This is a genomic window from Pseudomonas alvandae (assembly GCF_019141525.1).
Lineage (GTDB): Bacteria > Pseudomonadota > Gammaproteobacteria > Pseudomonadales > Pseudomonadaceae > Aquipseudomonas > Aquipseudomonas alvandae.
Genome location: NZ_CP077080.1, coordinates 2,684,792 through 2,704,281, shown reverse-complemented (window position 1 = coordinate 2,704,281; position 19,490 = coordinate 2,684,792). Strand labels below are relative to the sequence as shown.

The 19,490-nt window shown below is 61.2% G+C and carries 19 protein-coding genes; 10 read left to right on the top strand and 9 right to left on the bottom strand.

Translation table 11 applies throughout. The features are described from left to right. On the top strand, nucleotides 1-1,005 hold the full coding sequence (locus tag KSS97_RS12125; protein WP_033864571.1) for a DMT family transporter: 1,005 nt from the start codon (nucleotides 1-3) through the stop codon (nucleotides 1,003-1,005). A gap of 27 nt (nucleotides 1,006-1,032) precedes the next feature. On the opposite strand, the gene KSS97_RS12120 is transcribed toward KSS97_RS12125, so the two are convergent. The 3 genes from KSS97_RS12120 to KSS97_RS12110 form a co-directional block, all read right to left on the bottom strand. Beyond that, entirely contained in the window at nucleotides 1,033-2,868 is a 1,836-nt protein-coding gene (locus KSS97_RS12120) for a pyocin-S2/colicin E7-DNase domain-containing protein (RefSeq protein WP_217861732.1), read from the bottom strand. A gap of 82 nt (nucleotides 2,869-2,950) precedes the next feature. Further along, nucleotides 2,951-3,232 carry a bacteriocin immunity protein gene (locus KSS97_RS12115; protein WP_198797457.1) on the bottom strand — a complete coding sequence of 94 codons (282 nt, stop codon included), beginning with the start codon at nucleotides 3,230-3,232 and terminating at the stop codon, nucleotides 2,951-2,953. After that, a complete protein-coding gene (locus KSS97_RS12110; protein WP_217861731.1) occupies nucleotides 3,229-5,802 on the bottom strand; it encodes a pyocin-S2/colicin E7-DNase domain-containing protein in 2,574 nt (857 codons plus the stop codon). The genes KSS97_RS12115 and KSS97_RS12110 overlap by 4 nt, the downstream gene beginning before the upstream one ends. 258 nt (nucleotides 5,803-6,060) lie before the next feature. Between KSS97_RS12110 and KSS97_RS12105 the strand changes: the two genes are divergently transcribed. Genes KSS97_RS12105 through KSS97_RS12080 form a run of 6 tightly spaced genes read left to right on the top strand, consistent with a single transcriptional unit; the run spans nucleotide 6,061 to nucleotide 12,121 of the window. Further along, nucleotides 6,061-8,985 carry a monovalent cation/H+ antiporter subunit A gene (locus KSS97_RS12105; protein ID WP_217861730.1) on the top strand — a complete coding sequence of 975 codons (2,925 nt, stop codon included), beginning with the start codon at nucleotides 6,061-6,063 and terminating at the stop codon, nucleotides 8,983-8,985. Then, nucleotides 8,985-9,329, top strand: a complete 345-nt coding sequence (locus tag KSS97_RS12100) for a Na+/H+ antiporter subunit C (RefSeq protein WP_030141296.1) — start codon at nucleotides 8,985-8,987, stop codon at nucleotides 9,327-9,329. The genes KSS97_RS12105 and KSS97_RS12100 overlap by 1 nt, the downstream gene beginning before the upstream one ends. Beyond that, a complete protein-coding gene (locus KSS97_RS12095; protein ID WP_030141295.1) occupies nucleotides 9,326-11,011 on the top strand; it encodes a monovalent cation/H+ antiporter subunit D in 1,686 nt (561 codons plus the stop codon). The genes KSS97_RS12100 and KSS97_RS12095 overlap by 4 nt, the downstream gene beginning before the upstream one ends. Continuing rightward, on the top strand, nucleotides 11,008-11,496 hold the full coding sequence (locus tag KSS97_RS12090; protein WP_198797452.1) for a Na+/H+ antiporter subunit E: 489 nt from the start codon (nucleotides 11,008-11,010) through the stop codon (nucleotides 11,494-11,496). Before KSS97_RS12095 ends, KSS97_RS12090 begins: the two co-directional genes overlap by 4 nt. Next, a complete protein-coding gene (locus KSS97_RS12085) occupies nucleotides 11,493-11,771 on the top strand; it encodes a K+/H+ antiporter subunit F (protein WP_030141293.1) in 279 nt (92 codons plus the stop codon). Before KSS97_RS12090 ends, KSS97_RS12085 begins: the two co-directional genes overlap by 4 nt. Continuing rightward, a complete protein-coding gene (locus tag KSS97_RS12080; RefSeq protein WP_198797451.1) occupies nucleotides 11,768-12,121 on the top strand; it encodes a Na+/H+ antiporter subunit G in 354 nt (117 codons plus the stop codon). Before KSS97_RS12085 ends, KSS97_RS12080 begins: the two co-directional genes overlap by 4 nt. Before the next feature lie 80 nt (nucleotides 12,122-12,201). Here the strand turns inward: KSS97_RS12080 and KSS97_RS12075 are convergent, their stop codons facing one another. From KSS97_RS12075 to KSS97_RS12065, 3 genes are all read right to left on the bottom strand, one after another. Next, nucleotides 12,202-12,639, bottom strand: a complete 438-nt coding sequence (locus tag KSS97_RS12075; protein ID WP_030141291.1) for a DUF3995 domain-containing protein — start codon at nucleotides 12,637-12,639, stop codon at nucleotides 12,202-12,204. 139 nt (nucleotides 12,640-12,778) lie between these two features. Continuing rightward, nucleotides 12,779-13,789 (bottom strand): ABC transporter substrate-binding protein, encoded by a 1,011-nt coding sequence (locus KSS97_RS12070; protein ID WP_030141290.1) that lies wholly within the window; start codon nucleotides 13,787-13,789, stop codon nucleotides 12,779-12,781. 187 nt (nucleotides 13,790-13,976) lie between these two features. Then, on the bottom strand, nucleotides 13,977-14,426 hold the full coding sequence (locus tag KSS97_RS12065; protein WP_217861986.1) for a hypothetical protein: 450 nt from the start codon (nucleotides 14,424-14,426) through the stop codon (nucleotides 13,977-13,979). A 409-nt stretch (nucleotides 14,427-14,835) separates the two neighbouring features. Here KSS97_RS12065 and KSS97_RS28720 point away from each other — a divergent pair, with 409 nt between their 5' ends. The 3 genes from KSS97_RS28720 (at nucleotide 14,836) to KSS97_RS12050 (ending at nucleotide 15,752) form a co-directional block, all read left to right on the top strand. Then, on the top strand, nucleotides 14,836-15,072 hold the full coding sequence (locus KSS97_RS28720) for a hypothetical protein (RefSeq protein WP_148290004.1): 237 nt from the start codon (nucleotides 14,836-14,838) through the stop codon (nucleotides 15,070-15,072). 122 nt (nucleotides 15,073-15,194) lie between these two features. After that, complete coding sequence (locus KSS97_RS12055; protein WP_181290429.1) at nucleotides 15,195-15,425, top strand: hypothetical protein; 231 nt, start codon at nucleotides 15,195-15,197, stop codon at nucleotides 15,423-15,425. 90 nt (nucleotides 15,426-15,515) lie between these two features. Beyond that, the gene (locus KSS97_RS12050; RefSeq protein WP_217861728.1) at nucleotides 15,516-15,752 is read left to right on the top strand and encodes a DUF2789 family protein; all 237 of its coding nucleotides are present in this window, start codon (nucleotides 15,516-15,518) and stop codon (nucleotides 15,750-15,752) included. 192 nt (nucleotides 15,753-15,944) lie between these two features. Here KSS97_RS12050 and KSS97_RS12045 read toward each other — a convergent pair whose 3' ends face one another. From KSS97_RS12045 to KSS97_RS12035, 3 genes are all read right to left on the bottom strand, one after another. Next, nucleotides 15,945-17,552 carry a methyl-accepting chemotaxis protein gene (locus tag KSS97_RS12045; protein WP_217861727.1) on the bottom strand — a complete coding sequence of 536 codons (1,608 nt, stop codon included), beginning with the start codon at nucleotides 17,550-17,552 and terminating at the stop codon, nucleotides 15,945-15,947. Between the two features lie 171 nt (nucleotides 17,553-17,723). Continuing rightward, nucleotides 17,724-18,128 carry a TraR/DksA family transcriptional regulator gene (locus KSS97_RS12040; RefSeq protein ID WP_030141286.1) on the bottom strand — a complete coding sequence of 135 codons (405 nt, stop codon included), beginning with the start codon at nucleotides 18,126-18,128 and terminating at the stop codon, nucleotides 17,724-17,726. Nucleotides 18,129-18,453: 325 nt separating this feature from the next. Next, nucleotides 18,454-19,476: an ABC transporter permease gene (locus KSS97_RS12035; RefSeq protein WP_030141285.1), complete on the bottom strand. Its 1,023-nt coding sequence runs from the start codon at nucleotides 19,474-19,476 to the stop codon at nucleotides 18,454-18,456. Nucleotides 19,477-19,490: the final 14 nt, after the last annotated feature.

The window sequence follows — 19,490 nt, the reverse complement described above, 5'->3', positions numbered from 1 at the left end:
ATGGCTGGGTTGCGCATTATACTGCCCAACTTCGGGCGCATTGTGCGTCCGCCTCAAGTAGCGCGCAAGGTCATGGCATCGTTGAACTCCCCGCAAGCATCCTCCCGTCTCCCAAGGTTCAGCAAGGCCGAATGCGTGCTGGTGCTGATCACCATGATCTGGGGCGGGACTTTCCTGTTGGTGCAGCACGCCATGACGGTCAGCGGGCCGATGTTTTTCGTCGGCCTGCGCTTTGCCGCGGCGGCCGCGTTTGTCGCGTTGTTCTCCTGGCGGCATCTTCGCGCGCTGACGCTGTTCGAACTCAAGGCTGGATGTTTCATTGGCGTCGCGATCATGCTCGGCTACGGCCTGCAGACGGTTGGCCTGCAAACCATCCCCAGCAGCCAATCGGCGTTCATCACCGCGCTTTACGTGCCGTTCGTGCCGTTGCTGCAATGGCTGGTGCTGGGCCGGCGGCCAGGGTTGATGCCAAGCATCGGCATCATGCTGGCGTTCACGGGGCTCATGTTGTTGTCGGGCCCTGCCGGTGCATCCCTGAATTTCAGTTCCGGTGAAATAGCCACGCTGATCAGCGCCATCGCAATCGCCGCCGAAATCATTCTGATCAGTACCTACGCCGGCCAGGTCGACGTACGCCGGGTGACGGTGGTGCAACTGGCAAGCACAGCGGTGCTGGCCTTCCTGATGGTGGTGCCGACCCAGGAAGTGATCCCGAGCTTCTCCTGGCTGCTGCTGGTCAGCGCTGTAGGCCTGGGCGCCGCCAGCGCGGCGATCCAGGTGGCGATGAACTGGGCACAGAAAAGCGTCTCGCCGACCCGCGCCACGCTGATCTATGCCGGCGAACCGGTGTGGGCCGGTATCGCGGGGCGGCTGGCGGGCGAGCGGTTGCCGGCGATTGCGTTGCTCGGGGCAGGCTTGATTGTGGCGGCGGTGATTGTCAGTGAGTTGAAGACTCGGAACAAAGGTGTTGTCGAGACGGATGAGGGGCTTGAGCGCGAGGGCTGAGCCGCTCATGCCCAAGCCCCTCGGATTTCAATATTGAATAATCAGGTTATCGAGATCGTAGACGCCACCGCCCTGTGTGACGTCGACGCGGTGCACAATGCGCAGCGCACGGTTGTCTTCAGGCAACTCACTGCGGGGCGCCAAACCGCTGAGTAGCAACGCCCTGTTGTCGATGTTGAATTGGGCGTTCAACGCCGGCACGGCCGCAACGGCCTTCCAGAACGCACGCTTGAACAGATCGAAACGCTCGAAGACTTGCCCGCGCAATGGGTCGGCGACCGATGCAGGGACCGAAGCGCCCTGGCTGCTCAAGGCCTGCGTTTGCCAGTCGTCAGCCTCCGCGCGTCCTTCTCCGCTCACGGCACCCGGACCATCCCGACGGTCATTGAATATTACATAGACCGGCTCCAGGCCGGACTTCGGTGGAAACACCACGACATAGTCATCGAATCGCACCTCTTCGACGGAGTCGAACGAGGCCAATTCCGGCACCGGTGATGAACGGACAGACCCCGTGGAATCGAGCCTGTCCTGCTTCGATGCCGTCGACGCCTCCAGGCCACTGGGGTACGTCCACTCGATCATGTCGGGCTGCGGGCCATCCGTTGTAAAACGATAGGCCCTCTCGTCCTCATGCCAGACGGCCGGCCTGACGCGCACCCTCCCGGGCAAAAAACCGCCGCAGGGAGTGATATAGACCTCGAAAAGCTCGCGTATTGCTTTTAACCCATACGACAGGCTGGCGGGTTTCACGGCAACCGTCGTGGTGCTCATCCGCAGCGGTAACTCCACGTTGCCACGCTGGGCGGCAAGTACCTGCCAATCGGGATCGATCAGAGCAAGTTCGTTCAGCGCGGCGCAGAAGCCAAAACGCACGGCCTTCGCTCGGCTGGCGAACCTGAAGCTCAGCACTCCGGCATATTGCCCTGAATGCTCCGGCGCTCCGTCACTCAACGACCAATTGAACTCGGCGACTGCGGAACGGAGCGCCTTTTGCAGGGCCGTTCGCTGTAAGGGGACCAAAGGCTGCGCGTTACTGACCAATAGTTTCGGGCATTCCAGATTGTCGGCTGCGGGCACACGAAATAAAGCGGGACCAACGTCCGCTGCCCGCGAACGCACCAAGTGCTCCCAAGCGTTATCCAGCGCGGTTTCGGCCTTGAGATGAAGTTCAGCATGACGCTGGGAGATAAGCGCCAAACGTGCGACATAATGACTGTGGTTGGCGATGGCCTGCTGCAAATTGGCTTGCCAGATGGTCTTATCCGCCTGGTTGTGGGCGAGATTCTGTTGGGCCCAATTCTTGGCGAATTCAACGGTCATCTTATCGCGCTCAAATGTACGTACGGCCATGAGCAGCTCATGTTGAGCGTGCTCGATATGACGAATGTCTTTCTCCATAGGGCCCAGCGTCGCGTTCGGACTCTGTTCCGCCAGCGACCGGATAGCGCTCCCAAGCAGTGTGAAGGCCGATTCTACCTTCTGCTCCGCAGCGGCAATTTCCCCAGCCATCCGCCGCGCCTTGGCAAGTTCTTGCGTGGCTCTCGCCGTGGCGCGTCCAACATGGCTCAACGTGGGCGCAGGATTGGCCGGCACGGGAAGCGCTCCGCCCTTGAACGCAATGATGTTTTTCTTGTGGTGCCAGTGTTTAACCTCATGGACAACGCCTGCCGGGGAGTTGCGGTTCGTCGTGTCCTGCGGATAAAAAAGCAGATCCGCGCCCTCGGGATGACCTACGATACGGTCAAAATGGTTGATTAGTTGATCGTGCGTTTCCTTGCGCATGTCGGCGTTCCATATTTTTTCGACAAACGTTTGAAACTCGGACTCGGAGTAATCCTGGAGTTTGGGTTTAAGTTCCATCTTTGTTGTTCCTTGTTTAAGCGATCATCCTTGATGACGCACCTGCTCGCGGCGGATTGAGCAGATGCGTCCCCCGGCTGAATTATTCTGGTTTGAAGCCAGGTTTGTTATTGCGGGTTCGCCATTCCTTGATTTCTTTCAGGATGCCTTCAGGGCTGTCTTCCTGCCCCTCCTTGGGGTAAAAAATAACGTCCGAACGACTTGGATGTTCAGTGATCTGTTCGAAGTGACGAAGAAGTTCATCTCTATATTTTTCCAGTGCTGCCCCTTTTAGGCCACTTGTTTGATGGAAGAACTCACCAAGAAACGCTAGAAACTCTGCCTCGGTATAGTCCTCTAATTTTTCTTTAAAAATGGCACTCATAAATTCTCCTTGTGAAGTTCGATATGACGCCTCGGCGTAAGAACATAAATATTATTCAGCCCATAAACATCGCCACCCTTGGCGATGGTGATCTCATGGTGGAGCTCGAAAACTTTCCGACCTCCAACTTGATCCTTCCCTATTGCGTACGGCGAGCTTCCGTCCCGCATGCGGTCTAAATTGCCTCTAGTGAATTGTTGCCTCAACTCTTCATCCGCCGCCACCGCCCTCCAAAACGCCTCCCTGAACCGATGGAAATTCGCAAACGCCCTCCCCCTCAACTGATCCGCAATCCGATCAGGAATCGCCGCCCCAGTCGTTCTCGCCGCCTCCCCCAACCAAATGCCTGAAACTGGCTGCCCAAAACCGAGGGCCATCCCGGGGTCATCCCGCCGGTCATAAAACAGCGCATCCGGCGAGGGCAACTCCATATCCCCCGGGTACCCCGGAATACTCGCACCGGCCTGCACCGGATCAACAGCCGGAAACGTCTGGTTTTCCGGTAGGACGGGGACTACGGGTTTGCCGGGATATTCCTGCGAAAGCGGTGGCGTGACCGGCAGAGTGGTCGGGCCGAGCTGTTCGATGCCCGGCGGAACCAAAGGCGTTCGGGTACCGTGGTCGATGGGAGGCGCCGGCCAGGGGATGACCGCCGGGACGATGCCCGGCCTGCCATGCAGGCTGTTGGGCGTGGTAACGCTGATGCGGTCGAGGTTGAATGGGTTTTCGCCCAGCTCCGCCCGCTCCTGGTAACGCAGTTCGAATTCGCGACGCTCACCCACCCATGTGCTTTTCGGCGCATAGGGCGCAAAGCCGCGTTCGATGCGTTTCTGGTTGATCTCGTCTGCGTTTGCCCACAGCGTCGGATGCTCGGCGAGCGTGCGCCATAACGCCTGGTCGAAGGCGCTGAACGACTTGATCTCCTGCGCCCGCATCGAGTGGCCGATGGGCTCGGGGATGGCCGCGCCTTGTGCCTGGCTAGCACCGTTCCACCAATCGTTCGCTGCCGGTTTGCCAGTGCCGGTGACGATCCCCGAGCCCAACGGTGGCGCTGCGAAAGAGAAGTAGGTCGGCGGCATGCCAGGCACGCAGACGATGCAGTCCTGGATGCGCAGGTCCACGCCCACGGGCAGGGTTTGTACCTGGGGCGCCGGCAAAGTCACCCCAGGCGGGCTCGCGGGGGCAACCTGCGCAACCGTGTCGGCAGTGAATTGCAAGTGGCGTGTCGGGAAGCCGGGCACTTCAGCGTTGTACAGACCGGTCAACGGGTCGAGCACGGCGTTGATGACCGGCACCCGCGCGCCAATGCCCTCGCCAACGCTGGCGGCATGGATAGCGGTACCTTGCGCCGTGGTTTCAGGCTTGAGCCTGTAGGCCACTTCAACCGAGCCACCGGCATCGGCCGCGCGCTGCAACGCCTGGTCGTCTGCAAGGCCCAAGGCCTGCGCGGGTATCCCAACTCCTTGAAAGAGGCGCCTGCGCTGTTCCGGTGTCAGTTCAGCGTCGCCCAGCACCGGCGAATAAACCATGGCCGTGATGAAGACCGGTCCCGTGCGGGCCAGGATCCGTCCATAGGCCATGAGTTCCGCGACGCCGGCCTCGATGGATTTCTCCAGTATCGCTGCGGCTTGCTGGGCAACGAAAACCGTCTCGCGAGTCAGGACCATCCCACCTGCGGCCAGGGCTGAGGTGGGCACGCTCAGGGTATGCGCTTGCTTGAAACGCTGGTATCGAGTGCTTTCGTCAACTTGCTGCTTGAAGCGGATGCGCTCCGCCCGTTGCTCAGCGTATTGCCGCTGGCGTTCACTGACCGCGTCCCGTTCACGCCAAACGACAGTTTGCTCGGCATGGTGCCTGGCCAGGGCGTTGGATTTTTCGCTCAAGGCCTTGATTTGCTCGGAAAGCAACCGAGCTTCTTGGCCTGCGACGTAAGCCTGTTCCCAGAGTCGGTGACCGTCATCCAGCGCGGCACCGAATTGATCCAGTCGCGCGCGGTAGTCATCGACCGAACGGGACAGCGGATCCTGTCCGTCAAAGACACGGGCGGCGAGATTCTTCGCGTTGAATTCTTGGGACTTGCGGGCGATCAGCCCGTCAATCTCATTTTTTTCCTTGGTAATGGTGTAAAGCAGCCAGCGCTCGGTTGAGTTCGAGGTGGGCGGTCGTTTTGCAGCCGAGATTTCTTTTTGCAACGCGGCGTCGAGTTGTGACCGTTTGCTCGCGAAGCTTCGATCCACCTCGGCCCGGGTGGTGGTGTGGCGCTGCACCATGGTTGCCAACGCCTGTTGACGCGCCTGCTCTTTAGCCTTCGCGGCCGCAGCGGCCTTGGCGTTTGCAGCGTCGGCCTTGGCTTTCGCAGCGGCTTTCGCTGCTTCGGCCTGGCGTTTGAGCGTCGCTTGCCGCCTCTTTGCCATCCCCTTGGCTGAACGCCTTGGGCCGCCTGTCGCGCCGACGCGGTTTCCCCCGAAGCCGCCGCCATAGCCGCCCCCGGAACCGCCGCCCGATGAAGGACGTCCCGGCCGGATGACGACAGAGCCGTCCGATCCATCTCCTGATGTTTCCTTTGCCATACAGTTCTCCTTTTCTGTATGGCGCAGCATGGCGATGGAGCGATGCCCGGGTGCGGTACATAGGTACCGCACCCGGATTCCGTTTTTGAGCTAAGAGCGCTTCGATATCCGCGACCAATCCCCACAGCCCGCCACTGACCGAAACAACCCTAAACAGGAAAAATCCACCTAACTTGTAGGATTCTGCGACACCCTCGCGGTTGGTGATCGGGAATACGCCACGTATGATCCCGGACAACCTTTGCCGAATAGAAACCTATGTCACTGATAGTTCTATTGCTTTTGCCCTTCATCGGCAGCTGTGTCGCGGCGCTGTTGCCGCATAACGCCCGTAACGCCGAATCCCTGCTGGCCGGCCTCGTGGCCCTGGTCGGCACGGTACAGGTGGCCTTGTGGTACCCGCAGATCGCCGACGGCGGCGTGATTCGCGAGCACTATGACTGGCTGCCGAGCCTGGGCCTGGATTTCGTGCTGCGCCTGGACGGCTTCGCCTGGCTGTTTTCGCTGTTGGTGCTGGGCATCGGCACGCTGGTGTCGTTGTACGCTCGCTACTACATGTCGCCGGACGATCCGGTGCCGCGTTTCTTCGCGTTTTTCCTGGCGTTCATGGGCGCCATGCTCGGCCTGGTGATTTCCGGCAACCTGATCCAGATAGTGTTTTTCTGGGAGCTGACCAGCCTGTTTTCATTCTTGCTGATCGGCTATTGGCATCACCGCGCTGACGCTCGACGCGGTGCCTATATGGCCTTGATGGTGACCGGCGCCGGCGGGCTGTGCCTGTTGGCCGGGGTGATGCTGCTCGGCCATGTGGTGGGCAGCTATGACCTGGACAAGGTCCTGGCCGCCGGCAACCTGATCCGTGACCACGCCCTCTACCCCATCCTGCTGCCGCTGATCCTGATCGGTGCGCTGAGCAAAAGCGCTCAATTCCCTTTTCATTTCTGGCTACCCCACGCCATGGCCGCACCCACGCCCGTGTCGGCGTACCTGCACTCGGCGACCATGGTCAAGGCCGGCGTCTTCCTGCTTGCGCGGTTGTGGCCGTCTCTGTCAGGCAGTGAAGAATGGTTCTACATCGTCGGCGGGGCCGGGGCGTGCACGCTGGTGCTGGGCGCTTATTGCGCGATGTTCCAGAACGACCTCAAGGGCCTCCTCGCCTATTCGACCATCAGCCACCTCGGGCTGATCACCTTGCTGCTCGGCCTGAACAGTCCACTGGCGGCGGTGGCGGCGGTGTTTCATATCCTCAACCACGCCACCTTCAAGGCTTCGCTGTTCATGGCCGCTGGCATCATCGACCATGAGAGTGGCACCCGGGACATCCGCAAGCTCAGCGGCCTGGTGCGGCTGATCCCGTTCACCGCCACCCTGGCGATGGTTGCCAGCGCGGCGATGGCCGGGGTGCCGCTGCTCAATGGCTTCCTGTCCAAGGAAATGTTCTTCGCCGAGACCGTGTTCATTTCCGCCACGGCCTGGGTCGAGCTGGCGCTGCCGATCATCGCCACCATCGCCGGGACCTTCAGCGTCGCCTACTCCCTGCGCTTCACCGTGGATGTGTTCTTCGGTCCGACCGCCAGCGACCTGCCGCTGACACCCCACGAACCGCCACGCTGGATGCGCGCGCCAGTGGAACTGCTGGTGTTCACTTGCCTGCTGGTGGGCATCTTTCCTGCCCAGGTGGTGGGCTCGTTGCTGGCCGCCGCCGCACTGCCGGTGGTGGGCGGCCCGCTGCCCGAGTACAGCCTGGCAATCTGGCATGGCCTGAACGCGCCGATGATCATGAGCCTGGTGGCAATGTCCGGCGGCATCGTCCTGTACCTGTTGCTGCGCAAACAATTCAAGCAAGGCCGCATCAAGCATCCGCCGTTGATCGGTCGCCTCAGCGGCAAGCGCTTGTTCGAGCGCTGCCTGGTGTTGATGATGCGCCAGGGTCGGCGCCTGGAACGCAAGATCAGCACGCGGCGCCTGCAAGCCCAGTTGTTCTGGCTGGTATTGGCGGCGGTATTGGCCGGGCTGATTCCGATGATGAACAGCACGCTGGTCTGGGGTGATCGACCGAAGATCCCCGGTTCGGTGGTGTTCGTCGTCCTGTGGGTGCTGGCGATTGGCTGCGCCCTGGGTGCCGCTTGGCAGGCCAAGTATCACCGTCTCGCGGCGCTGACGATGGTCAGTGTCTGCGGCCTGATGACCTGCGTGACCTTCGTCTGGTTCTCGGCTCCGGACCTGGCCTTGACTCAATTGGTGGTGGAAGTGGTCACCACGGTACTGATCCTCTTGGGCCTGCGCTGGCTGCCACGGCGAATCGAGGACGTGTCTCCCCTGCCCAACAGCGAACGCCGGGCGCGGGTCCGGCGCCTGCGGGACTTGTTGCTGTCCGTCGCGGTGGGTGGCGGCATGGCGCTGTTGTCCTATGCGATGCTGACGCGCCAGACGCCCAACGACATTTCATCGTTCTACCTGAGCCGGGCCCTGCCCGAAGGCGGCGGCAGCAACGTGGTGAATGTCATGCTGGTGGACTTCCGTGGCTTCGACACGCTCGGGGAAATCACCGTGCTGGTGGCGGTGGCCCTGGCGGTGTTCGCCCTGCTGCGGCGTTTTCGACCGCCCAAGGAAAGCATGCAACTCCCGGCGCAACAGCGCCTGCTGGCGCCGGACGTGGTCACCGACCTGGTCAACCCGCGCCACGCCAGCGACACCGCGCTGGGCTTCATGATGGTGCCGTCGGTGCTGGTGCGCCTGCTGCTGCCGATCGCCCTGGTGGTGTCGTTCTACCTGTTCATGCGCGGCCACAACCAACCCGGCGGTGGCTTCGTCGCCGGCCTGGTGATGTCGGTGGCGTTCATCCTGCAATACATGGTCGCCGGCACCCAATGGGTCGAGGCCCAGATGAGCCTGCGACCGCTGCGCTGGATGGGCACCGGGCTGTTTTTCGCCACTGCCACGGGCCTGGGGGCGATGGCGGTGGGTTATCCGTTCCTGACCACGCACACCTGGCATTTCGAACTGCCGTTGCTGGGTGATATTCACTTGGCGAGCGCGCTGTTCTTCGACATCGGCGTCTACGCCGTGGTGGTCGGCTCGACGCTATTGATCCTCACCGCCCTCGCCCACCAGTCGGTGCGGGCCCATAAACCGGGCCTGCACGCCAGACCCGTCGCCCCGCTCAAAGGAGCCAACGCCTGATGGAAGAAGTCATCGCGATTGCAATTGGCGTGCTGGCCGCCTCCGGTGTCTGGCTGGTGCTGCGCCCACGGACGTTCCAGGTGGTGATGGGCCTGTGCCTGTTGTCCTACGGCGTCAACCTGTTCATTTTCAGCATGGGCAGCCTGTTCATCGGCAAGGAACCGATCATCAAGGACGGCGTACCGCAGAACCTGCTGCACTACACCGATCCGCTGCCCCAGGCGCTGGTGCTGACCGCCATCGTGATCAGCTTCGCCATGACCGCGCTGTTCCTCGTCGTCTTGCTCGCGTCCCGGGGACTGACCGGCACCGACCATGTGGACGGCCGGGAGCCCAGGGAATGATGTTGACACCTCACTTGATCGCCGCGCCCATCCTGCTTCCGTTGCTGACCGCCGCGTTGATGCTGATGCTCGGCGAGAAACATCGACCGCTCAAGGCGCGGATCAATCTGTTTTCCACCCTGCTGGGCCTGGGCATCGCCGTGCTGTTGCTGGCCTGGACCCAGGACCAGCCCTTGCCCGCCTCCATCGGCGTCTACTTGCCGGGTAACTGGCAGGCGCCGTTCGGCATCGTGCTGGTGGTCGATCGTCTCTCAGCCCTGATGCTGGTGCTGACCGGCATCATCGGGGCCTGCGCCCTGCTGTTCGCCATGGCCCGCTGGGACCGGGCCGGGGCGAGTTTCCACGCGCTGTTCCAGATTCAATTGATGGGCCTGTACGGGGCGTTCCTGACGGCGGACCTGTTCAACCTGTTCGTGTTCTTCGAGGTGCTGCTGGCGGCGTCCTATGGCCTGATGCTGCACGGCTCGGGCCGGGCACGGGTCTCGTCGGGGCTGCATTACATCTCGATCAATTTGCTGGCTTCGTCGCTGTTCCTGATTGGCGCGGCCCTGATCTACGGCGTCACCGGCACGCTGAACATGGCGGACCTGGCGCTGAAAATCCCGCTGGTGCCGGAAGCCGACCGGGGCCTGCTGCACGCCGGCGCGGCGATCCTGGCCGTGGCGTTCCTGGCCAAGGCCGGCATGTGGCCGCTGAATTTCTGGCTGGTGCCGGCCTACAGCGCGGCCAGTGCACCGGTGGCGGCGTTGTTTGCGATCATGACCAAGGTCGGTGTCTACACGATCCTGCGTCTGTGGACCTTGCTGTTCTCCGGGCAGGCCGGCGCCTCGGCGTATTTTGGTGCCGATTGGCTGGTCTACGGCGGCATCGCGACGATCACCTGCGCGGCGATTGCGATTCTCGCGGCCCAGCGCCTGGAGCGCATGGCCAGCCTGAGCATCCTGGTCTCGGCCGGCATCCTGTTGTCGGCCATCGGTTTCGCCCAACCCAACCTGGTGGGCGCGGCGCTGTTCTATCTGGTGAGCTCGACCCTGGCGCTGTGCGCAATGTTCCTGCTGGCCGAGTTGATCGAGCGATCGCGCTCGGCCAATGACTTGGCGCTTGAAGATGACCTCGATAGCCTGCCGCGACCGCTTGAGTCGCTGCAGCCACCCAAGGGCAGCAACCTCGATGACGAGCAGAAAGCCGTGGTCGGCCAGGTGATTCCCTGGACCATGGCGTTCCTGGGCCTGAGCTTCATCGCCTGTGCGCTGCTGATTATCGGCATGCCGCCGCTGTCGGGCTTCATCGGCAAACTGAGCCTGCTCAGCGCGCTGCTCAATCCCGGAGGGCTTGGGGCGAGCGGTGATGTGCCGGTGTCCAATCAGGCGTGGGGCCTGCTGGCATTGCTGATTCTTTCCGGGTTTGCTTCGCTGATCGCTTTCTCGCGCTTGGGCATCCAGCGCTTCTGGACGCCGCAAGAGCGACCTTCGCCACTGCTGCGACCTTTCGAATGCGTGCCGATCATCGCGCTGCTGGGCCTGGGCATCGTGCTGAGTTTCAAGGCCGAGCCGTTGCTGCGCTACACCCAATCCGCCGCCGATGCGTTGAACGCGCCTGAACACTATGTGATGGCGGTGCTGGCTACCCGCGCCGTCCCCAACCCGCCAGCCAGCGCGCCATTACAGGCGGTGCAGCCATGAAGCGCCTGTTTCCCGCACCCTGGCTGTCCCTGGCGTTGTGGTTGCTCTGGCTGTTGTTGAACCTGTCCCTCAGCGCCGGCCATCTGTTGCTGGGCGCGGCGCTGGGTTTCCTCGCACCATTGATGATGCGACCGCTGCGACCGCGCCCCATCCGTATCCGTCGACCGTGGGTCATGCTGCGGCTGTTCCTGCTGGTGGGCCGCGACGTACTGGCTTCCAACCTGGCGGTGGCCTGGGGCGTAATCAACGCGGGACGCCGCCCGCCTCGCTCACGGTTCATCAAGGTGCCGCTGGACCTGCACGATGCCAACGGCCTGGCGGCACTCGCGATGATCGCCACGGTGATTCCCGGGACAGTCTGGTCGGAGTTGGCGCTCGATCGCAGCCTCTTGTTGATGCATGTGTTCGATCTGGAGGACGAGGCGGCGTTCATCGCGCACTTCAAGTCCACCTATGAGCGCCCGTTGATGGAGATTTTCGAATGAGCCCGCTGCTGTCCAACGCGATCCTGCTGAGCCTGTTCCTGTTCTCGCTGACCATGGTCCTGACCCTGGTGCGCCTGTTCAAGGGCCCTTCGGCACAGGATCGGGTCCTGGCCCTGGACTATCTGTACATCATCGCGATGCTGATGATGCTGGTGCTGGGGATTCGTTATGCCAGCGATACCTATTTCGAGGCGGCGTTGTTGATCGCCCTGTTCGGCTTCGTCGGCTCGTTCGCGCTGGCCAAGTTCCTGTTGCGTGGCGAGGTGATCGAATGACCGGGGAATTGTCGATGTGGGTGCAAATCCCGGTGGCGATCCTGCTGGTGTCCGGCAGCCTGCTCGCCCTGGTCGGCGCCATCGGACTGGTGCGCTTGAAGGACTACTTCCAGCGCATGCACCCGCCCGCCCTGGCTTCGACACTGGGCACCTGGTGCGTGGCGCTAGCCTCGATCATCTACTTTTCGGCGCTCAAGTCCGGGCCGGTGCTGCATGCCTGGCTGATACCGATCCTGCTGTCCATCACCGTACCGGTGACCACCCTGCTGCTGGCCCGGGCGGCGTTGTTCCGCAAGCGCATGGCCGGGGATGATGTGCCGGCGGAGGTGAGCAGCCGCCGTACCGACTGACAAACATCTCGAGCCGGTACAGCATTTGTGGCGAGGGAGCTTGCTCCCTCGCCACGGGACTTGCGATTATCTGCACGCGCTCAAGCCCACGCCACCGCCAGCAACCCTGCCCCCAACACGACGCATAACGGCGAGTACACCCAAGTATCGAGCCGGGCAAACGTCGAATCCTTGACCTCCTTGAAGAAGCCCACCAGGTTCGACTCGCCGATGGCGCGGGCGAACATCAGCAAGGCAATTGCGCTGATCAGCCATTGCAAGGCGCGGTGGGTCACGGGCGGCGCGATCAACCCGACCCGCAGGCACACCAGCACCGCGATCATCAACAGCGCGAGGGCCACCAACAGCGTCAGCCAACCCGATGGGTTGAAAGCCGGTTGCAGCGTACCGCCCTGCTTCACCGCAACCTGCGGCACGACCGCTGAAGCAGCCCAGCGGCCCCCCAGCGCCCAATACAAATGAATCAAGCTGATGGTCGCAAAGACTGCGACCAGCGACCGAGCCAATAAAAGCGTCATTCGCCAGCCTCCTGAATAAGATTGAACATTCATCCTAGCTCGAATTTGGCATTTCGCTGGACCCGGCAAAGATTGCCAGTTTCCAGCGAATGACGACTTGCCCAGGATCAACTGTTCAACGGACTGGCGCAGGAGCTCGCTACAGCCCGGCGGAAACCTTGTCGGCGACTTCCTTGGGGACCCAGGCCTGCCAGACCTGAGGATGGGCCTTGAGGAATGCCTCGGCGGCCTCGCGGGACGGCGTGCGGTTCTCGCTCATGTCGGCCAGGGCCTTGTTCAGCGGCTCGATGGGCAGGTCGACCTTGCTGAAAAACTCGGCGATGTCCGGGTGTTGCTGCTGGAACGGCGCGGACACACCAATCGACAGCTTCGACGCCAGGGACCGGGTCGGTTTCGGATTGGGGTTATCGGCATCGGTCAGGGTTTTCCAGGCCTCGGCATCGAACGGCGGTTCTTGCAGTTGCACCAGCTTGAATCGCCCGAGCAACGGCGTGGGGGACCAGTAGTAAAACAGGATGGGCTTGCCACGGCGGATCGAAGAGGTGATTTCCGCGTCGAGCGCGGCGCCGGAACCGCTGCGGAAATTCACGTAGCTGTCGGAAAGGCCGTAGGCCTTGAGCTTCTGTTTATTGACCACCTCGGACGTCCAGCCGATGGGGCTGTTGAGAAAGCGGCCCTTGTCGGGACTTTCCGGGTCCTTGAATACGTGCTTGTAGCGCGCCAGGTCCTCGACGCTGCGCAAGTCCGGCGCCAGGGGCTTGATGCCCTTGGCCGGATCGCCCTTGATGACGTATTCCGGCACCCACCAGCCTTCGGTCGCGCCTTTGACGGTATCGCCCAGGGCAACCACTTTGCCCTCGGCCTCGGCCTTGACCCACACCGGACTGCGACCGGCCCATTCTTCACCGATCACTTGGATGTCGTTGTTGGCCAGGGCGGTTTCCAGAGTGATGGTCGTCCCCGGCAGCGTGTCGGTCGATAGACCGTAGCCTTTTTCAACAATGATTCGCAGCATATCGGTGATCAGGCTGCCGCTTTCCCAGTTCAGGTCGGCGAAATGGATCGGCGCCGATGCAGCAGACGTCGGAAGGGGTGAAACCAACACACCGAGGGTGGCCCAGGCAGCCAACCACTGTCGAACTCGTTTCATGCTTGATACCTCATGCCGAACACAGCAATAAACCGAACGGACTGGCGAACCAGACGCAAGCCTCTGAATAGTTCAGTCAATTGACTGTAGCCAAGGTTCCAGCAAGAGCCTTTAAAACTGTCACGAACAGGGAAAAGGCGAAGGCCAATCAACCCGATTCATCATTTCTTATACCAACGGTCACTTGTTATTCACTGGCCTTGAATGTCACAAGTTCACCTTTGCGCCATTTGGCAGCCTTGGCGGTGACCGCTTTCAGGGTCTTGGTCAAGCCTTCCTGCAATTGTTCATTGGCGGCAAATACGGTGACCACGCTGTGGCCTTCCTTGAAGAGGATGGCGTGGCCGTCGGCCGTCGTGACGAAGGCATAATCGCCAAGGCCATAGACGGTCAATTTGATTTCGCGAAACCTGATTTCAAACTTGCCGCCCTCGCGACTTGGCAACACTGCCGCGCGGAAATGATCACCAACCTTGAGTTCGAGCCGCGGCTTGTCATCAACCACCAATGCCGACTCAGTATCGATTTCGGCAACATAGATGCCTTCGGCGGTCTGCTCGGTGATGTAGACAAAACGTGACTGAAATAGCTTAACCAGCTTTGCCCGCAGATCACCCAGTACAAATAACGCATGCATGTCGAGATTACTTACTGCCAAGGAAACATCCCCATCTTTATACGGCCACCCTTGGAGGATGGACCACGAGAACCCGCACGGTCGCAATGACCGGTAGTTGAATTCGAAGTGAACGGCGCGCCCAGGCCCGGGGCGAGAAAAGACTAAAGGATTGTCGCTCTCGCTGTCTTTCCCGGCGGTCACCAGAGGCTGAAGGAAAACGCCACTGTGACCATCGGAAAAGGTGGGACTACTAACTTTAGGGAAATTTCTCACTTAAAAAAGCTTTTTTCTGACATCGAGGCCAAAAAAAATTGCTTTAGATAGCACAGCCGCCCCCACGGTGTAGTCGATTCTAGAGCAGCCGATGGCGCGCAGACTACTCGAAATAACCGGCAATTCGTCGGTAAACCATAGAAAAGGAATTCGCATGGCAACTTCCACTACCCTGATCCGCCCTGTTACCCCCAGTATTGCCCAAGCCCGTGGGGCTGCTGACGATGGCGATTATCTGCCCATTGCGTTGGTCCAGCCGCGTTACAGGGTTGTCCTGGCCGGCAGGTGTTTTTTTCACATCGAAGAAACATCGACTGGACGTGTAAGAGGTTTCCGCGCCGATCACAACGAAGCCTGCCATCTGGCCAGAAGCCTCGAACAGCGCGCTTGAGCTCATTTATCAGCCGTCCATGACTTAACTCAGCCGTGCCACGACAAGTGCTGCCATACTGGCTGCCCAAAAAAGACCGCCGCTCATTGGCGGTCTTCGCAGAAGAAGAAGGGAAGCGCGACGTGACGGAACTTGATATCGGTGATTTTTTTATTCGAGGCGAGGCCAGAGAGGTCGAAGGCGAATTCCAAGCGGTGATTGTCATGCGCGCCAAACCACCGTTGACCGCCATCACCTGCCACCAGGTGGAAAAGGATCGCTGGTTCAAGACTCCTGAAGTTGCCGCCCAGGCAGCCAGGGAAGCGGCGAAGGCCCTCAAGCGCGCCATCGACGAAGGTGCGCTGAAAGCTTGAAACCGATCGAACTCCTGACGACTGCTTGCCTCAGATAGAAGGAAGCAACCGTGGCGCCATGACGGCGGCAGTCCAGAGGAGTCCTACGAAATGGAACAACCATCCCACGAGCTCAAAACCCTTTTTGACCAACTCGGCCTGCCTTCGGACGGCACAGCCATCGACGATTTCATCATGGCGCACCCGCTGGACCCGAATTCCAAGCTGGTCGATGCGCCTTTCTGGTCAGACCAGCAACAAGACCTGCTTCGGGAGTGGCTGCTTGCCGACGGTGAAGAGGCGGTATTGGTGGACCAGTTGAACGTGCGCCTGCACGACGGGAAATAACCCCTACATGAGCCAACGACAGTTAAGTTTTTGTGGCGAGGGGATTTATCCCCGCTGGGCTGCAGAGCAACCCCTCGAAAAACCGGTATGCAGCCCACTGACGTAGCGCAGCGATAGCTATGAGGGGCGCTGCGCACCCCAGCGGGGATAAATCCCCTCGCCACAGGTTAGTCATATTGCCGGTGATCAGGCTCAGCGCGGCTTCTCGGGCTTATAGCCCAACCGCAACCCACCCCAATGACGCCCCTTGAGCATGATCGGCACCGACAGGTCATGCATCAGCTCACCGGTGTCCCGGGTGTAGGTTTGCAGCAGCACCGGCTGCTGGTGACTGCCACAGCGAATCCCGGTGCGGTCGGAGAACTTGCGCTTGGTGCGGTTGCTCAGCGTGTCCACCTGGGGATCGCCCGTCAGCGGCTGGCAGAACGCGTTGTTGTGGGTTGGCACGTAGCCTTGCTGGGTGCAGGCAATCGCAAACACCAATCCTTCATGCCGTGCCAGCAACGGCTCCTGGATCGCCGGCAGCACCTGATCGGTGTAGCGGTCGAAACGCGTCTGGAACTTGGCTGGATGGGTATTGGGGATGGGTTGGTAGTTTCGGTCGAACAGATCGTCCAGACTGATGCGGCCCTGGTCGATGTCCGCCTCGAATTGCGCGGCAATCCGGCTAGCCCCTTCCCGGGCCAAGTCATAAACCCGTTGGTGATAATCGTCCAGGCCCACCTCGGCCAGGCGCTCGCTGATGGTTTCGGCCTGGCCCTCCATCTGCACGGCCGCTTCGGCCAGGCGCTGGGTCTGCTGGTCGCTGATGGCCAGGTCACCCCGCATCTGCTCGATGGCATGGAACAGGCTGTCCAGTTGCTCGCGATTGGTGTCGGTACCTTGGGCGATGGCGCTGACCTGGGTTTCGACGCCGGCCGCCAGGCGAGCGATATTTTCCAGGTGCTGGCCCGTGTGCTCGACTTGCTGCACGCCGCTGTCCAGGTCGCCGGCCAACTGACGGATCTGCTCGACGACTTGCGCGGTGCGCTGCTGGATGTCCGCCACCATCACGCCGACCTCGCCGGTCGCCGCGGCGGTGCGCCCGGCCAGGCCGCGCACCTCATCGGCCACCACCGCGAAGCGACGACCATGTTCACCGGCCCGCGCTGCCTCGATGGCGGCGTTGAGGGCCAGCAGATTGGTCTGGCTGGCAATCGACTGGATGACCAGGCTCACGCGCTGGATTTCATCGCTGCGCACGCTCAGCGCTTCGATCAGTTCACGACTTTCATTGGCGCGCTGGCTGAGCTGATGCATGCGACTGATGGATTCCACCAGTTCGCTGCGCCCGGCCACGCTGCTGCGATGAGCCTCGCTGGCCGCCCCCAAGGCCTGTTGGCTGAGCTGCGAGGTGGCCTGTTCGGTGGCGATCATCGATTCGGCATTGCTGACGATCTGCGCGGCGGCACCCAGTTGCGACTGGACCTTGCCGGCCAACTGCTTGACGGAATAGGCCACGCCAGCTGCGGACAGCGCGTTATGGCTGGTGGTATAGGAGAGGTCGCGGGTCAGCTCGGCCAGGCTGTCGTTTGCCGCTTGTGCCGGCACATTGGCCAGGCGCGAGCGCAGGCGTGGCAACCAGACAATGAGCATTGCCAGGGGCAGGCCCAGGTACAACGGCCACCCGCCCAACGTCACGCCGCACAGCAACACAACCAGCGCCAGGCTTTGCAACGTCGGCGCCAGCCAGCGCGCCGTACCGCGCGCCACAGGCACCGAGGCCGACGCTGTCGCCGCCAGAGATCCGTCTGTCGCCATTTTTCGTCACCCACATTTCTCGTTGTTATGCCAGCATTAAACGCCACTACCGAGCCATTATCCATGGTCCATTAGTCGTGTTTTCGGCTACAGATCAAGAAGCGTGAAGATCAGAAAGCAAAAAGATCGCAGCTTCGGATGAAGGGCTGCGATCTTTTCCAGAAACGGGGATCAGGCCTGACGTTGGTGCTTGTCGATCTGCTCGTGGCGTTCTTGAGCTTCGATGCAATATTTGGTGGTCGGGCTGATCAGCAGGCGCTTGAGGCCGATAGGCTCGCCGCTGTCATCGCACCAGCCGAAGCTTTCATCGTTGATGCGGTCCAGGGCCTGCTCCAGTTGCGGCAGCATGCGTTGGTCGCGATCGATGGCGTTGACCAGCCAGGTTCGCTCTTCTTCTACGGAAGCAGCGTCCGCCGGGTCGGCCGGGCTGTCCAGGCTTTCAATGGCGATTCGGTTCTGTTCGATGCGCTCGTGGGTTTCGACTTTCATGTTCTGCAACAGCTTGGTGAAGTAAGCCAGTTGCTCGGCATTCATGTAGTCATCCGCCGGCATGGCCAGCAACTTTTCCTTTGTCATTGATTTCTCTATAAAAAAACGTGCATTAAGGCGAATTATGGAGCGTCCCGCATCAAGCGGCCACGCTCATCGGAAAGGCGCCGTCTATTCCAAGCGCCACCCGGCACTCAATTTACGAGGGGCGGCAGTCTAAGGCCGAGTTGGGGCGTCAGCAACCGAAAACATGGGGAAAATGTCCGACAAGTGCTTCAAATGCCGTTTAACGGGCCTCTGCCAGCCGTCGAAGTGCGTTTATAACAAGAAATTCGCTGCAATGGCTGTACTAAGAAGACAAATGGCAGCGCCACGCGGGTCAGGCGTGGCGCTTTGTCGCATCAAGCGGGCGTTAACGTTTTAGCTTGCGCTTGTTACGGTACTGATCGATCACCACCGCGACCACGATAATCAAGCCTTTGATGATGTCCTGGATGTACGCATCGACACCGACGAAGGTGAAGCCGCTGGCCATGACCCCGAGGATCAACGCGCCAATCACCGTCCCGGTGATGCGCCCCACCCCACCGGCGAGGCTGGTGCCGCCGATCACCGCCGCGGCAATCGCGTCCAGCTCATACGACATGCCCATGCCCGCCTGCCCGGTCGCCGCCCGCGCTGATGCCACCACACCGGCCAGCCCCGCCAGCAGCCCGGCGATGCTGTAGACAATCACCAGGTGACGCTTGACGTTGATGCCCGACGTTCGCGCCGCCTGCATGTTACCGCCAATGGCATAGGTGTACTTGCCGTACTTGGTGTAGCGCAGGGCAATGTGGAAGATCACCGCCACCACCAGGAAGATGATCACCGGCATCGCGCCATGGCCGATGGCCGTGTACGAATCGGACAACATGCTCACCGGCTGGCCTTCGGTGTAGTAGCGCGCCAGGCCACGAGCCGAGACCATCATGCCGAGGGTGGCAATGAACGGCGGGATGCCGGTCACGGCAATGATACTGCCGTTGATCGCCCCCGCCAGCAGCCCTACGCCGAGCCCCGCCACCACCGGGATCCACACGGGCAGGTCAGTCAGGGAGGGGAACACCGCCCGGGCGAAATCGGAGGTCTGGGCCAGGCTGGCGGCGATCATCGCCGACAGGGCCAGCACCGAGCCCGATGACAGGTCGATGCCGGTGGTAATGATCACCTGGGTCACGCCAATGGCCAGCAAGCCGATGATCGACACCTGCAGGATCATCAGCACCAGGCGCTGGGAGTTCATCAGGAAGCTCTGGTCGCGCATGATCCAGCCGAACAGCTCGAACACCAGGCCGATGCCAATCAGCACCAGGAAGATGCTCAGTTCCGTCGGCAACCGCCGACGCGTCCTGGCCGGTGCGGCCGCGGGTTTGTTTTCCAATATTGCGTTCATAGCCATTTACCTTT

Bases quoted from the DNA above. Each gene is read 5' to 3' on its own strand.
- KSS97_RS12065 (WP_217861986.1), bottom strand. From the start codon at position 14,426: ATGCATGCGTTATTTGTACTGGGTGATCTGCGGGCAAAGCTGGTTAAG.
- KSS97_RS12115 (WP_198797457.1), bottom strand. From the start codon at position 3,232: ATGAGTGCCATTTTTAAAGAAAAATTAGAGGACTATACCGAGGCAGAG.
- KSS97_RS12070 (WP_030141290.1), bottom strand. From the start codon at position 13,789: ATGAAACGAGTTCGACAGTGGTTGGCTGCCTGGGCCACCCTCGGTGTG.
- KSS97_RS12105 (WP_217861730.1), top strand. From the start codon at position 6,061: ATGTCACTGATAGTTCTATTGCTTTTGCCCTTCATCGGCAGCTGTGTC.
- KSS97_RS12050 (WP_217861728.1), top strand. From the start codon at position 15,516: ATGGAACAACCATCCCACGAGCTCAAAACCCTTTTTGACCAACTCGGC.
- KSS97_RS12085 (WP_030141293.1), top strand. From the start codon at position 11,493: ATGAGCCCGCTGCTGTCCAACGCGATCCTGCTGAGCCTGTTCCTGTTC.
- KSS97_RS12100 (WP_030141296.1), top strand. From the start codon at position 8,985: ATGGAAGAAGTCATCGCGATTGCAATTGGCGTGCTGGCCGCCTCCGGT.
- KSS97_RS12035 (WP_030141285.1), bottom strand. From the start codon at position 19,476: ATGAACGCAATATTGGAAAACAAACCCGCGGCCGCACCGGCCAGGACG.
- KSS97_RS12040 (WP_030141286.1), bottom strand. From the start codon at position 18,128: ATGACAAAGGAAAAGTTGCTGGCCATGCCGGCGGATGACTACATGAAT.
- KSS97_RS12075 (WP_030141291.1), bottom strand. From the start codon at position 12,639: ATGACGCTTTTATTGGCTCGGTCGCTGGTCGCAGTCTTTGCGACCATC.
- KSS97_RS12110 (WP_217861731.1), bottom strand. From the start codon at position 5,802: ATGGCAAAGGAAACATCAGGAGATGGATCGGACGGCTCTGTCGTCATC.
- KSS97_RS12090 (WP_198797452.1), top strand. From the start codon at position 11,008: ATGAAGCGCCTGTTTCCCGCACCCTGGCTGTCCCTGGCGTTGTGGTTG.
- KSS97_RS12125 (WP_033864571.1), top strand. From the start codon at position 1: ATGGCTGGGTTGCGCATTATACTGCCCAACTTCGGGCGCATTGTGCGT.
- KSS97_RS12120 (WP_217861732.1), bottom strand. From the start codon at position 2,868: ATGGAACTTAAACCCAAACTCCAGGATTACTCCGAGTCCGAGTTTCAA.
- KSS97_RS12045 (WP_217861727.1), bottom strand. From the start codon at position 17,552: ATGGCGACAGACGGATCTCTGGCGGCGACAGCGTCGGCCTCGGTGCCT.
- KSS97_RS12095 (WP_030141295.1), top strand. From the start codon at position 9,326: ATGATGTTGACACCTCACTTGATCGCCGCGCCCATCCTGCTTCCGTTG.
- KSS97_RS28720 (WP_148290004.1), top strand. From the start codon at position 14,836: ATGGCAACTTCCACTACCCTGATCCGCCCTGTTACCCCCAGTATTGCC.
- KSS97_RS12080 (WP_198797451.1), top strand. From the start codon at position 11,768: ATGACCGGGGAATTGTCGATGTGGGTGCAAATCCCGGTGGCGATCCTG.